This window comes from Flavobacterium sp. 40-81 (assembly GCF_001898245.1).
Classification (GTDB): domain Bacteria; phylum Bacteroidota; class Bacteroidia; order Flavobacteriales; family Flavobacteriaceae; genus Flavobacterium; species Flavobacterium inviolabile.
The window spans coordinates 83,840-97,394 of sequence record NZ_MKTM01000041.1 but is presented as its reverse complement, the minus strand read 5'-3'; the positions used below and the strand labels follow the sequence as shown (position 1 = coordinate 97,394).

Genomic DNA, 13,555 nt, shown 5'->3' with positions numbered 1-13,555 from the left:
TAAAATTCGGTAAAAACGGATTTTTATTTATTTTTCGTAAAACTCAACCGGCAGTAAATCAGGATCGGCAATAAAGAAAAAGCGTTTTCCGGTATATTCATCGACTCTGATCGCTTCACAATCGATTTCTTTTTGTGTTAAGTATTCGTGGGTATCGTGAATGTCATTTACTTCAAAAGCAAGATGGCGCAGTCCGGCAGCTTCCGGCCGGGAAGGACGTAGCGGCGGATCCGGGAAAGAGAAGAGTTCCAGGCAGTAATTACCGTTGATGGCTAAATCCAGTTTATACGATTGCCGTTCGGCTCTGTAAACTTCCTGCAGGACGGTTAAACCCAGGATTTCGGTGTAGAAATGTTTGGATCTTTTATAATCGGAACAAATCAGGGCAATGTGATGCACTTTGTTGAGGCTAAGCATGGGATGTCATTTAGAAGCATAAAAAAAGCCTAGTTAACTAGGCTTTTTTTATTATTTTTTTGCTGGTTTGCTACTTGGAGCGTTTAACGCTTTGTTCGTCGCATTCAGTTTATTGAAAGCTTTCATGATCGCATCGTTTGTACCTTTGCTGTTGATGATATCATTAAGCGCTTTGGTATCATTTTTTAAAGCAATGATTTTATTAGCTAATTCTTCTGTTCTGGCAATATGATCCGGGAATTTGTATTCGTTAAGTGCTTCTGAAAACTGAACCAGTGTTTCGGCATTTCCTTTAATAGGCTTCAGGTCACCTTTTAAAGCATCACGGTAAGTTTTAGTCAATAAATCCTGATAATCTCTCATTTGAGGCCATTTATCAGAAATTGATTGTGCTGAAATTGAATTTATCGCAAATAAAGCAACGATAACTAATAAAGATTTAAAGTATTTCATAATTTTAGGTAGTTAATATTTGTATTTGCAATACTAAGAAATTTAATGTAATAATTATAATATTTTAGCAGTAATTAAAATATTGATATCTTTTTGTTATTTATTCTCGTTTTTTCAGAATTATGGAGCGATACTATTTAGCGCAGGTAAATCATTTCCGGCAGGCTGGCTTCCGGATGTCCTCAAAAAGAACCTTTTTTAAAGTGGCTAAAACGTGCGGCATATTGCTAGTTGTTTTTTAAACGCTCTTTTATCCTTTTTCTAAAATGGGTAAACTTTTGATGCGACGGATACTGCCTGTTGGACGTCATATTATTGAACAACAGCGCTACCGCCAGAAGGATCAGGGCACCGCTTAACACCGGAGAAATAACATACCAGTATCCCAGGGCTTTAATATCTGCCGATCCGGTAACCGCAATCAGGGCAGTGGCACCGCCGGGCGGATGAAGTGTTTTGGTAATCTGCATAAAAACAATGGACAGGGAAACGGCCAGCGGGGCAGCAATCCAGATCACATCGGGGATCAGTTTTTGAATGGTCACGCCAATTATGGCAGAAATAAGATGACCACCCACCAGATTACGCGGTTGTGCCAGCGGACTTTGAATCACGCCATAAACCAGTACACAGGAGGCACCGAATGAACCGATCAGGAAAACATAATCCTGAACGGAGTACAAACCGTATTGCAGGTAGCTGATAATTCCCAATCCGACGAATGAACCGGTAAATGCCCAAAAGTGCTCCTTGAAATCGACTAAAGTCTCTTTGTAAAGGACATATTTGGCTTTGCGGTAATTCCGTTTTATTTTTTTTGTAGGCATATTATACTCGCGAATAACTGTAAACAGTATATGGGTAAATCAGTTTGGCTGTATATTTTGAAATTAAGCACACGATCAGGATCGGTACAAACAACGTATAATCGTTTATGGCTTCACAAACTAAAAATAAGGCGGTAAACGGTGCATGGATACTGGCGCTCAACATGGCCGCCATTCCGATTACCATAAAATTGATAGGCAATACACCGGCATTAAAAAAAGTATTCAGAACGGAAGCGGTCAGCAATCCTAAAAAGGCGCCGATAAAAAGACTTGGCGCAAACACACCGCCGTCACCACCGGAAACCAGAGTAAGCGAAGTGACAATCGGTTTGATCAGGATTACCATAATTAAGGTCAGGGCAAAGGATAGTGTTAATTTCAGATTACTGGAATAGTGTATCAGTTGCTTTACAGCATGATATCCTTCTCCGTATAACTGCGGTAACAGCAATAATGCCAAGCTGACGAAACCGGCACCGATTAAAATTCTTAAATGCTGTTTGTCTATTGTCGCAAATTTTTGTTTGAAAAGTAAAACGCAGCGGTTTAAATACACCGCATTCACGCCGGCTATTATGCCTAACAAAATCATGTATGGCAAAGCGTGCAGGTGCCAGGGTAAAACCGCGATGTTAAACATGGGCTGGCTGTCTACAAAATGAGTGAAGGTGAAAGCAACAGCTACGGCAATTCCGTTGGTCAGTAAAAAAGATCTGGAAAACTTTCCGGAAATCACTTCATAGGCAAAAATCAGCCCGGCTATCGGACTGCCGAATAAAGCGGTGATTCCGGAGGCAATTCCGGCGCAGATGAGCTGTGTTTTATAACGTTTGAAAACATTTTCCTTTTGCTGTACCACCGAACCGATTGCTGCTGAAGCGACAACGGTAGAAACCTCAATCCCGGTAGAACCGCCAAAAATAACGGTAATTAATCCGTTAAGGAAATGAGAGGAAACTTTATAGGCCGGGAGGTTTTTGGTTTTGGAATCGGTACTTTCATAAATCTCCTTGATACCCTTGTTCTCCTTTTTCTTGAATAACGTTTGCCTTAAAAAATAAATGATTGAAAAACTCAGGATCGGAAACAGCAGGTACAACATCCAGTTGTTTTTTGCCAGAGCGAAGAAAATTTCTTCATAATGTTCCGTTATTTTTTTTAAAGTGTTCCCTAATAAGGCACTTAAAAAGCCTATTATGGCTGAGGTGATAATCAATTTCTGAAGAATAATCCAGCGATGATTCTTCTTGATTAAGGACATTTTTTTCATTGGGAGAAGTTCGCAAACTGATTTAGATTTACAAAAGTAGTTATTGCGATACTAAAAATAGTATTGAAAAAGTTAAAATTAGGCATTTACAATCCACCACTGGTTGCCGAAAGGATCTTCAAAACCAGCAGTATAACCATAATCCTGCTGTACAGGCGGCATTAAGGAAACGGCTTTGTTTTCGATAGCCTTTTTATAAACAAGGTCCACATTGTCAATATAGATAAACATTCCGCAGGGCCGCACATCAAAACCGTCGGGTTTCTGGGTAAACATAATCACGGCGTCAAAAATCCTGATTTCGCCATGCATGATGGTTCTGCTGCCTTCACCGGGAATGATAAGCTGTTCCTGTGCATCCAGTACTTTTTTGGTAAAGCTTAAAAAAGCTTCGGCTTCTTCAATAATGATATAGGGCATAACCGGAAGATACTGATCTGGGATTTTCATGATGACCTGATTTTGAGTTATTGCAATTCCTTTTTGACTTTCGCCGGTAATTTGTCTTTGACCAAGTGATACGACTGCTGTATATAATGCTGCCATTCTTTTGACGATAACAGCGCAATATCTTCAACCAAAACCCATTTGTAACGGGCGACATAAGGCGCCGGCTTGATTCCTTTTCTATGAATGAGTTCTGAAAATTCTTCGGCTGTTACTTTAAACGATGCGGTAACCGGAACCGTATTGAGGGCAATTACACAAAACATTTTGTTTCCGATATGAAAACACAAATCATCTCCCCATTTGATGTCTTCTGTGACACCCGGAAAAGAAGTGCAAAGTATTTGTAATTCAGTAATATCCATACTGTTTTTTTTAGGTGTTCAGGCTAAGTTACGTCATTTTGCAGTTTTAAAAGCAGTATGTCTTATTTTAATTTACAGTTCGTCCGCTATATTTTACAATTCAGTATTCTTTTTTATGATACGGCAGTCAGGTGCTGCAAATTTGTCCTATCAAAATACAGAAATAATGAAAACAATAATTACTATTTTTTGCTTTTTAAGTTGTCTGGCTATCCAGTCACAAACCAAAATTTCCGGTAAGGTGGTCGATCAGAAAGGGAAACCGCTTGAAGGGGCGAACGTGTTTATTGAAGGAACCTATGACGGGGCTTCCTCTGATGCTAGCGGCGCTTTTACCTTTGAAACGGATGCGAAAGGAAACCAGACACTTTTAATTAGTTTTCTGACTTTTGAAACCACAAAAGAAGCGATTGTAGTGGAAAGCTACCAGCCAAGATCGTTTAAGCTGAAAGAAAGCGTGAATGCGCTGGATGCTGTGGTTATTTCGGCAGGAACTTTCCAGGCGGGCAGCAATGCAAAGGCAGCAGTGCTAAAACCGTTGGATATCGTTACCACAGCGGGTTCTGCCGGGAACATCATCGGAGCGCTGCAAACCTTACCGGGTGCACAGATTGTTGGCGAAAGCGGACGTTTATTCGTGAGAGGCGGAGAATCGGATGAAACGCAAACCTATATTGACGGTATTCGTGTGGCACAGCCTTATGGCGCATCGGCAAACAACTTGCCTACCAGAGGGCGTTTTTCACCTTTTTTATTTAGCGGAATCTCTTTTTCTACCGGTGGTTATTCTGCCGAATATGGCGATGCCTTATCGAGTGTATTGCTTTTGAGTACCATTAACGATCCCGATCAGGAAAAAACAGATGTTGCTTTTATGACCGTTGGTCTGGGCGTGGGAAATACCCAAAAATGGGAAAAAAGCTCGCTGAGTTTTAACGTGAACTATATTAACCTGGAACCGTATCAGAAGCTGATCAAACAAAATGTAGACTGGAACAAGCCGTACCAGTCCATGTCGGGAGAAATGGTGTACCGCCGTCATTTTGAAAACGGGCTGTTTAAGTTTTATGCGGCTTTTGACCATGCAAGTTTTGACCTGAACCAAAAAGATGTGAACTATGCCGATCCGGTTCGGGTAGACATGAAGAACAGTAATTTTTACCTGAACTCGTCCTATAAAGGCAATTTTGGAGCAAACTGGACCATCCAGACCGGAGTGGGATTAGGATACAGTCAGAATAAAACGGATCTGAATGCCGATTTTCTAAAAAACAGGGAAAATGCAGCGCACCTGAAATTAAAATTGTCCAAGAAGTTTTCAAATAAAGTGCGTTTCACTTTTGGCGGGGATTATTTCCTGACCGATTTTAAAGAGCATTTTTTCCAGGATGTGAATGCCTTTCAAAGCGGCTACACCAGTAGTATTGGTGCCTTGTATGCCGAATCGGATATTGTATTGTCTAAAGACTTTGTCGCTAAAGTTGGGGTACGCGGGATGTACAGTGATTTATTGGAAAAAAGCACGATCGATCCCCGGATCTCATTTGCTTACAAGACCAGTAAAAACGGACAGCTTTCTGTTGCTTACGGAGATTTTCATCAGCTGCCAAAACAGGATTATCTGAAATATACGTCGGGTTTCGAACCGGAAAAAACAGCACATTATCTGCTGAATTATAACTATGCGGCGAACGGGCAAACCCTAAGAGCGGAGCTTTTTTATAAAGATTACGAAAATCTGGTAAAATACAATACCGACTTACCGCAATACAACAGTGTTTACAATAACAACGGTAGCGGTTTTGCCAAAGGACTGGATATTTTCTGGAGAGACAGTAAATCGATTAAAAGCCTGGATTACTGGGTTTCCTATTCCTATATTGATAGCAAAAGGGATTATAAAAACTATACCGCTTCGGTTACACCGGGTTTTGTGGCAAAGCATACACTTTCGGTGGTTGGGAAATACTGGATTGACGATTTGCGTTCCCAGCTGAGTGTAACCAACAGTTTTGCAACCGGAAGACCATACAATAATCCTAATGAAACACTTTTTATGAATGGCAAAACCAAAAGCTATAATAGCCTGAGTGTGAGCTGGGCCTATTTGTTGTCACAGCAAAAGATTTTGTTCTTTTCTGTTTCCAACGTATTGGGGAATGACAATGTTTTTGGTTACCAATATGCCAATTCACCGGATATGAGCGGGCAGTTCCAGCGTCAGGCGATTACGCAGCCGGCAGACCGTTTTTTCTTTGTGGGCTTCTTCTGGACGATCAGCCAGGACAAGAAATCAAACCAATTGGATAACCTGTAACAATTCATCCCCGAAAAACAACAGTTGGGTAACGATAAGTTTTCCGGGTGTTAAAACAGGGCTACTTTTGAACTGTAAATAAAGAAGTTTTAATCATCAATCTAAATAGTAACCAATAACTAAAAAAATCTAAAAATGACAAAAATTATCACCGCATTAGCATTATTCGTTTGTAGTATGACATTTGCTCAGACGCAGTATGAAAAAGGAATGGGCAAAGCGTTAGGGCTTTGGGGAGAAGGAAAACCGGCAGAAGCATCGGCTATGTTTGAAAGAATTGCCCTGGTAGAAAAAGACAACTGGCTGCCGGACTATTATATCGCGCTGATAAACACTACAGAAGCTTTTGCAGCCATTGAAAAAAACAGGGGAAATCTTCCGGCTCTTTTGGAGAAAGCCCAAAAAGCCCAGAACGAGGCTACAGCTTTAAGTCCGAATAACCCGGAATTGATGGTTACACAAGCGTTGATTTATACCGCCTGGATTGTTTATGACCCTCAGGTAAACGGGATGACTCTGTCCGGTAAAACGATGGAACAATATTATAAGGCACTGGCTATCGCGCCAAATAATCCACGGGTGGTTTTCTCAAAAGCGGAATTTGAAATTGGTGGGGCTAAATATTTTGGAAAAGATACCAAGCCAATGTGTGCACAGATTGAAAAAGCAATAGAACTTTTTGCTACTTTTAAACCAGAATCGCCTTTTCACCCAAACTGGGGATTGGAAAGAGCGCAGGAAGTATTAAAAAACTGCCCGAAATAAGATGCTATACCGAGAAGCCCACAGCGATGATATCGCACAAATTCAGATCGTCCGGAATGCCGTAAAAGAGAACCGGCTGAGCAATCCCAATATTGTTCCGGATAAAGACGTCCTTTTTTATATCACCGAAAAAGGCAAAGGCTGGGTTTGTATCGCAGAGGAAAAAATTGTTGGCTTCTCGATAGTGGATTTACAGGAAAATAATATCTGGGCACTGTTTGTTCATCCTGATTATGCCGAAAAAGGAATCGGGAAAGAATTGCACCGGTTAATGTTAGCCTGGTACTTTGAGCAGACCCGGAAAACGGTTTATCTGGGCACGGCGCCAAACACCAGAGCCGAAGTGTTCTATACAAAACAAGGATGGAATGCGGTTGGAATCTATACAAACGGTGAAGTGAAATTTGAAATGACCTTTGAGAATTATCAATCAAAGCAAGAAAGCTAAAGCATGAATAAATATCTGAAACATTTTTTTCGTTCACTGATAATAGGAGTGATCATCTTTCTGGTGATGTTTTTCATCCAATTGATTATAGGCGTAAAAATAGCCTTTGATGATAAGCTGCTGCTTGTTTTTGAATGTACAGTGTTGTATTCTGTTGCTTTATATATGGCAAATATGGCAGTGTTTATTGGCTTAGACCGGATTTTTGTAAAAGACCGGTTCTCGCCGAAAAGGATTTTTATAGGTTTCTTTGGCTCTTTTGCCGTTTCGTTGGGAACTATTTTCCTGCTAAGGATCTTTGAGGAAGTTGTTTTAAACAAGCTCACGCTGGACGCGTTTCTGGAAAGGGAAAAAGCAGGGAATTACCTGGTGGCAATTGTGATTACATTTATTGTAACGATCATCATACATGCCATTTATTTTTACCGTTCTTACCAGGAAAACAGGGTCAAGCAGCAAAAAATAATAGCCGGAACGGCTTCGGCAAAATTTGAAAGCTTAAAAAATCAGATTGATCCGCATTTTTTGTTTAACAGCCTGAATGTACTGAGTTCGCTGATAGAGGAAAATCCGGATAATGCCCAGCGGTTTACGGCCTCTTTATCGAAAATATACCGGTATGTGCTGGAACAGCGGGACAAAGAGCTTGTTAGTATAGATGAAGAACTGGCTTTTGCGAAAACCTATATGAATCTTCTGAAAATGCGTTTTGAAAACAGCCTCTTTTATGAGCATCCGGAGCAGCTGGAAAATCCGGACGGCAAAGTGGTTCCGCTTTCGTTACAGTTATTACTGGAAAACACGATCAAACATAATGTGGTGAGTGAGAAAAAGCCGCTTCACATCCGCATTTACGAACAGGACAACTGCCTGGTTGTACAGAATGACTTTCAGAAAAAAGAAGTTTTAAAGGACAGGCAGGGTGTGGGATTGCAGAATATCATCAACCGTTATGCGATACTTACCGACAGAAAAGTGAAAATTGAGCAGACCGATAAAGATTTTATTGTGCGGTTACCAATGTTAACAAAACAAGTTGGAATTATGGAAACCTATCAACATCACGATGATTCGGCTTATTACAGAGCCAAAAAGAAAGTGGAAGCCATCAAAGGGTTTTACGGGAATATGATTTCCTACTGCCTGGTGATTCCTACACTGGTTTTTATTAACCTGACCTTTTCTTCACAATTCCAGTGGTTCTGGTTCCCGATGCTGGGCTGGGGAATGGGATTGTTCATTCACGGTTTCAGTGTTTTCGGATATGGAGCCAGCTGGGAAGAACGCAAAATCAGGGAATTAATGGACAAGCAGGATAACGACAGCAGAAAAAACTGGAAGTAAAGCGAAAGGCAACTAAAAAATAATGTTATGGAACGTAATTATAATGAAGAAGAACGCTACCGGTTAGCGAAAAAAAGAGTAGAAGAAATAAAAGGATTTTACGGGAACCTGACGGCTTATATAGCTGTGAACCTTGCTTTAATGGCAATGAACCTGTTAACCTCACCGGAACATTTGTGGTTTTTTTACCCGATGCTGGGCTGGGGTGTTGGCGTAGCCATTCACGGTATGAAAGTTTTTAATTATATGCCGTTTTTAGGTAAGGACTGGGAGGAGCGCAAAATGCAGGAATTTATTGAAAAAGAAGAAGCACGTAAAAAAAACTGGAAATAAAAATCAAGACCAATGCGAAAAAGATTTGACTCCTGGGATAAGGATTATAGCGCAGACGACCGTTATGCGGATGCTGCGAGAAGAGTAAAAAGAATCAAAGGATTTTACTCACACTTAATCGTTTATATTATTGTTAACCTCTTTATTGTTTTTCTGAATATCCAGGATCTTAAAGAAGGCGAAAGCTATTTTCAGTTTAAAAACTTTTTTACCGCATTTTGCTGGGGAATTGGTCTTCTGGCACACGGGTTAAGGGTTTTTGGCTATGATTTTTTCTTTGGCCGTAACTGGGAAGAACGCAAGATCAAAGCGTTTATGGAAAAGGAAAAAAGAGAACGCTGGGAATAATCCTGAAAGGAATCTTGTTTAATTTAGCATTATAAGCACACAAAATGAATATCATTATCATTGAAGACGAAAAACCGGCTGCCCGACTGCTGCAGCGAAAAGTTGAAAAACTGGGATTAAAGGTAGGAACCATGCTCCACTCTGTAGAAGAAGCATTGGAATGGTTTCACAACAACCCGCATCCGGAGCTGATCTTTTTGGACATCCAGCTTTCCGACGGTTTATCATTTGAGATTTTTGAACAGATTGAAATTAAAAGTGCCGTGATTTTTACAACGGCCTATGATGAGTATGCTTTAAAAGCATTTAAACTAAACAGTATTGATTACCTGCTGAAACCAATCGATGAAGACGATCTGGAAACAGCACTCCGGAAATTTAAAGAAAGACAGCCAAAACCCCAGGATTTGTCACTCGATTTTGAAACCATTAAACGAATGCTGGTTAACCCTGTTGATAAACAGTATAAAAAACGGTTTACCGTTAAAATCGGGCAGCAGCTAAAAGTAATTCCCATTGATGAGGTAGAATGCTTTTTCAGCGAGAATAAAGGTACCTATCTGCACACGCTTGACAACCGTAACTATTTGCTGGATATTACATTAGAACAGCTGGAAACGGAACTCGACCCGAAGGATTTCTACCGGGTGAGCCGTAAATTTATCATCCCGATGAAAGCGGTAAAAGAAATCATCCTGTACAGCAATTCCCGTTTAAAAGTGATCTTACCCACATTTAAAGAAGAGGAAGTTATTGTAAGCCGGGAAAGAGTCAGTGATTTTAAAGACTGGATCGGTTAGGATTACTACAGCCTATTTTTTCGGGCTTCTAAAATCATATAAAACTGTATTCCGAACAGGATGGAAGCCAGTACTAAGTGTATGGTTTGGCTGCCAAACGGGAAATGAAGGTAGTACATGGCAATTCCGGAAGCTATTTCTGCCAGTAAAAGCAGCATTACCCAGTTAATTTTGTCAAAACCTAATTTAAGACGTTTGTTTCTTAAATATAAAAACAGGTTGGCAAACAAAACAAGGAAAGAGAATGTCCGGTGGAAATAGAAGCTGATTTCCGGGTTGCTCAGCCACAGGGTTTCGTTGCCAATTCCGGATTTTACCTGTTCGTCTACAAACTGGCGCACCTGTGTGCCCAAAACCACCTGTACCAGCGTAAGTCCTAAAGAAACCCACAATACGGTACGGAACATCGGATTGAATATTTTATCGGAACTAACCGGTTTTGCCAGTCGGATGATATAGAGTATCACGGCAACAATAACCAAAGCCATTACCATGTGAACGGTAATTTTTACCGGATTCAGTACCGAATAGACCACGGTAGCACCCAGCCACGCCTGGAATCCCATCATAAAGACTACCAGCCAGGACAGCAGTGTGATCTTTTTACTTTGTTTCCAGAGCGAGAAAGAAGCAATAGCCATAACAAAACAGGCCAATCCTGCCAAAGCACCGGTTAAACGGTTAATATATTCTGTCCAGGTATGCGTCGGATTAAAAATCGCATAATCGTGTTTGGTGTATTTTTCCCAATGGGAAGCTTCAAATGTGCTTCCGGTGGTAAAATTATCTTTGGCAACCAAAAGACTTTGGTCTTTAATGATTACCTGTCCTTTTTTAAATTCCCTGTTTTCACTCCACGTCAGTTCTTTAACATCCGTTGGAGGAATATAATATCCAAAACATTTCGGCCAGTCGGGGCAACCCATTCCGGAACCGGTCATACGCACCAGTGCACCGGCAACAATTACAAGATAAACTAAAATAAGAGCCGTTTTTGCGATGGAAGTAAAATGTTTTTTCATGATATTGGAATTCAAATTTTAAAGACAACCGTATTGTCTTTGTATTATTTCGTTACAGTATGCCGAAACATTCCGTAAACATTATTCAGTTACTTTTTTCAGTCCCAGTTTTTCCGCTTTTTGCATCATAAAGTCATAAGCCGGCTGGTATTCATTAGGGATTTCTCCTTCCAGTATGGCTTCCTTAATGGCTTCTTTTAAAAGACCGATTTCACGGGAAGGTTTCAGGTTGAAAATTTCCATGATCTCTTCTCCGGTAATTGGCGGCTGGAAATTACGGACGTGGTCGCGTTCTTCCACTTCAACGATCTTCTGGCGGACAATTTTAAAATTATGATGGTATTTCTTAAACTTATTCGGGTTTTTGGTGGTAATATCGGCTTCACACAAGGTCATCAGGTTTTCAACATCTTCGCCGGCATCAAAAACCAGGCGGCGAACAGCCGAATCGGTAACCAGATCCTGAGCCAATACGATGGGACGGGAACTCATCATGACCATTTTTTGCACAAATTTCATTTTGTGGTTTAACGGCATGTGCAGGCGTTCAAATATTTTTTTGACCATTTTTCCACCCAAAAATTCATGTCCGTGAAAGGTCCATCCCTGTTTTTTATTAAAACGCTTGGTAGGGGCTTTCCCGATGTCGTGCAGTAATGCCGACCAGCGCAACCATACATCATCTGTATTCGGGCAGATATTGTCGACAACCTCCAGCGTATGGTAAAAATTGTTTTTATGCGTGTGTCCTTCAATTTCCTCTACCTGGTTCAGCGCGGTCAGTTCCGGCAGAATAATATCCAGAAGACCGGTTTGGTACAGCAATAAGAAGCCTGTTGACGGTTTGTCGGCAAGCAGGATCTTATTCAGCTCATCGACGATACGTTCTCCGGAGATAATATTGATACGGTCTTTATTCCGTTCGATAGCCTCCAGCGATTCTTTTTCGATCGTGAAGTTGAGCTGTGCGGCAAAACGGATCGCACGCATCATGCGTAAAGGATCGTCAGAATAGGTGATATCGGGATTTAAAGGGGTTTTAATGCATTTGTTTTCCAGATCGGATAATCCGTTAAACGGATCGACTAAGGCTCCGAAATTGGCTTGATTCAACGAAAGTGCCAAAGCATTTATGGTAAAGTCCCGACGGTTCTGGTCGTCTTCCAACGTTCCGTTTTCGACTACCGGGTTCCGGCTTTCAAAATGATAAGATTCTTTACGGGCACCCACAAATTCGATGTCCATGTCCTCATAACGCAGCATCGCGGTACCATAGTTTTTAAAAACCTGGACTTTCGGGTTGTGCGGAATACGTTCGGATACCTTTAAGGCTAATTCGATTCCGCTACCTACTGCAACAATATCAATGTCTTTTTTGTGATTACGCTCAAGTATAAGGTCTCTGACAAAACCTCCGATAACATAAGATTCAACATTCAGTTCTTTTGCAGCATCTGAAATAATTTCAAATATCTTGGATTGTAATGCCTCTTTATAGGAATCTTGCTTTTTCATTAATTTGAATCTACCATTCGCAGGTAGGTGGCCTGTATTATTTTCGTATGATTTTTACCTGACTGTCTGACGACAGTTTGATAATAGTGGAGGGTTTTCCTGCAACTTTATCGTGCTGCAAATTTACAACATAGTCAACGCCTTGCAAAATTGCCGGGCTTATTTCTTTAAATGATTTTGGAGTGGGTTCTCCGCTGATATTAGCCGACGTGGAAACCAACGGCACTTTCATGCGTTCAATCAGTTTAAAACAAAACGGCTCTTTCACGATGCGAACGCCTAACGTATTGTCGGGAGCGATAATGTTTTTGGCTACATTTCTCGGATTGTCAAGTATCAGCGTAGTCGGTTTTTCCGATAAATCCAGAATTTGCCAGGCCACTTCAGGAATATCCTTAAATACATTGTACATCATTTTATCGCCATTCATCAAAACGATCATGCTTTTGCTTTCTTCCCGTTGTTTCAGTTCGTATATTTTTTTTACGGCTTCGGGATTGGTCGCATCGCAGCCAATACCCCAAACGGTATCGGTAGGGTATAAGATGATGCCCCCGTTTTTGATGATTTCGTATGCTTTATGTATTTCTTCCTGCATCATGTACACTGATTTTATTTTGACTACTCTGTTTTTTTACTCATTATCATAAAAGGCATTTCGATGAAAAGACAGCCCGATTGGCATATCAAGATCAAAGGAAAAATTGTTGATGCAATTACAGCCCAATATTCATTGTAAGGTATGTGTCGGAATGTTTTCTATTCCGGTCGCAAAATTAAAAATTATATATAACATTATTCCATGCATTACGTAAATACTATAGGTTATTTGATCTGATTTTTTTTAAACCGGCTATTATTAAAGAAAATATTGTTAGCGA

Annotated in this window: 16 protein-coding genes; 7 read left to right on the top strand and 9 right to left on the bottom strand. The window is 40.6% G+C overall.

The features are described 5' to 3' along the window. Window positions 1–27: 27 nt before the first annotated feature. From gloA2 to BGO42_RS16075, 6 genes are all read right to left on the bottom strand, one after another. Window positions 28–417 carry an SMU1112c/YaeR family gloxylase I-like metalloprotein gene (gene gloA2 / locus BGO42_RS16100; RefSeq protein WP_177735554.1) on the bottom strand — a complete coding sequence of 130 codons (390 nt, stop codon included), beginning with the start codon at window positions 415–417 and terminating at the stop codon, window positions 28–30. A 51-nt stretch (window positions 418–468) separates the two neighbouring features. After that, window positions 469–780, bottom strand: a complete 312-nt coding sequence (locus BGO42_RS16095; protein ID WP_177735552.1) for a hypothetical protein — start codon at window positions 778–780, stop codon at window positions 469–471. Window positions 781–1,097: 317 nt separating this feature from the next. Continuing rightward, on the bottom strand, window positions 1,098–1,697 hold the full coding sequence (locus BGO42_RS16090) for an HPP family protein (RefSeq protein ID WP_177735550.1): 600 nt from the start codon (window positions 1,695–1,697) through the stop codon (window positions 1,098–1,100). A gap of 1 nt (window position 1,698) precedes the next feature. Continuing rightward, window positions 1,699–2,961: a chloride channel protein gene (locus BGO42_RS16085; protein WP_317168397.1), complete on the bottom strand. Its 1,263-nt coding sequence runs from the start codon at window positions 2,959–2,961 to the stop codon at window positions 1,699–1,701. Window positions 2,962–3,048: 87 nt separating this feature from the next. Next, complete coding sequence (locus BGO42_RS16080) at window positions 3,049–3,420, bottom strand: VOC family protein (RefSeq protein ID WP_273243646.1); 372 nt, start codon at window positions 3,418–3,420, stop codon at window positions 3,049–3,051. 17 nt (window positions 3,421–3,437) lie between these two features. Beyond that, entirely contained in the window at window positions 3,438–3,782 is a 345-nt protein-coding gene (locus BGO42_RS16075) for an MmcQ/YjbR family DNA-binding protein (RefSeq protein ID WP_273243644.1), read from the bottom strand. Window positions 3,783–3,948: 166 nt separating this feature from the next. On the opposite strand from BGO42_RS16075, the gene BGO42_RS16070 reads away from it, so the two are divergent. The 7 genes from BGO42_RS16070 to BGO42_RS16040 all read left to right on the top strand — a co-directional run bounded on the left by BGO42_RS16070 (window position 3,949) and on the right by BGO42_RS16040 (window position 10,137). Continuing rightward, window positions 3,949–6,099, top strand: coding sequence for a TonB-dependent receptor (locus BGO42_RS16070; protein ID WP_273243642.1), 2,151 nt, complete (start codon window positions 3,949–3,951; stop codon window positions 6,097–6,099). A 135-nt stretch (window positions 6,100–6,234) separates the two neighbouring features. Further along, the gene (locus BGO42_RS16065; RefSeq protein WP_273243640.1) at window positions 6,235–6,864 is read left to right on the top strand and encodes a tetratricopeptide repeat protein; all 630 of its coding nucleotides are present in this window, start codon (window positions 6,235–6,237) and stop codon (window positions 6,862–6,864) included. Between the two features lies 1 nt (window position 6,865). Then, window positions 6,866–7,312: a GNAT family N-acetyltransferase gene (locus BGO42_RS16060; RefSeq protein ID WP_273243638.1), complete on the top strand. Its 447-nt coding sequence runs from the start codon at window positions 6,866–6,868 to the stop codon at window positions 7,310–7,312. A 3-nt stretch (window positions 7,313–7,315) separates the two neighbouring features. After that, window positions 7,316–8,656 carry a 2TM domain-containing protein gene (locus BGO42_RS16055; protein ID WP_273243636.1) on the top strand — a complete coding sequence of 447 codons (1,341 nt, stop codon included), beginning with the start codon at window positions 7,316–7,318 and terminating at the stop codon, window positions 8,654–8,656. Between the two features lie 27 nt (window positions 8,657–8,683). Beyond that, a complete protein-coding gene (locus BGO42_RS16050) occupies window positions 8,684–8,989 on the top strand; it encodes a 2TM domain-containing protein (RefSeq protein ID WP_273243634.1) in 306 nt (101 codons plus the stop codon). A gap of 12 nt (window positions 8,990–9,001) precedes the next feature. Beyond that, window positions 9,002–9,337 carry a 2TM domain-containing protein gene (locus BGO42_RS16045; protein ID WP_273243632.1) on the top strand — a complete coding sequence of 112 codons (336 nt, stop codon included), beginning with the start codon at window positions 9,002–9,004 and terminating at the stop codon, window positions 9,335–9,337. Between the two features lie 44 nt (window positions 9,338–9,381). Beyond that, on the top strand, window positions 9,382–10,137 hold the full coding sequence (locus tag BGO42_RS16040; RefSeq protein ID WP_177735529.1) for a LytR/AlgR family response regulator transcription factor: 756 nt from the start codon (window positions 9,382–9,384) through the stop codon (window positions 10,135–10,137). Between the two features lie 5 nt (window positions 10,138–10,142). Here the strand turns inward: BGO42_RS16040 and BGO42_RS16035 are convergent, their stop codons facing one another. From BGO42_RS16035 to BGO42_RS16025, 3 genes are all read right to left on the bottom strand, one after another. Beyond that, entirely contained in the window at window positions 10,143–11,159 is a 1,017-nt protein-coding gene (locus BGO42_RS16035; protein ID WP_273243630.1) for a COX15/CtaA family protein, read from the bottom strand. 81 nt (window positions 11,160–11,240) lie between these two features. Then, window positions 11,241–12,674 (bottom strand): CCA tRNA nucleotidyltransferase, encoded by a 1,434-nt coding sequence (locus BGO42_RS16030; protein WP_273243628.1) that lies wholly within the window; start codon window positions 12,672–12,674, stop codon window positions 11,241–11,243. Window positions 12,675–12,711: 37 nt separating this feature from the next. Continuing rightward, window positions 12,712–13,272, bottom strand: coding sequence for an L-threonylcarbamoyladenylate synthase (locus BGO42_RS16025; protein ID WP_177736438.1), 561 nt, complete (start codon window positions 13,270–13,272; stop codon window positions 12,712–12,714). Between the last annotated feature and the right edge of the window lie 283 nt (window positions 13,273–13,555).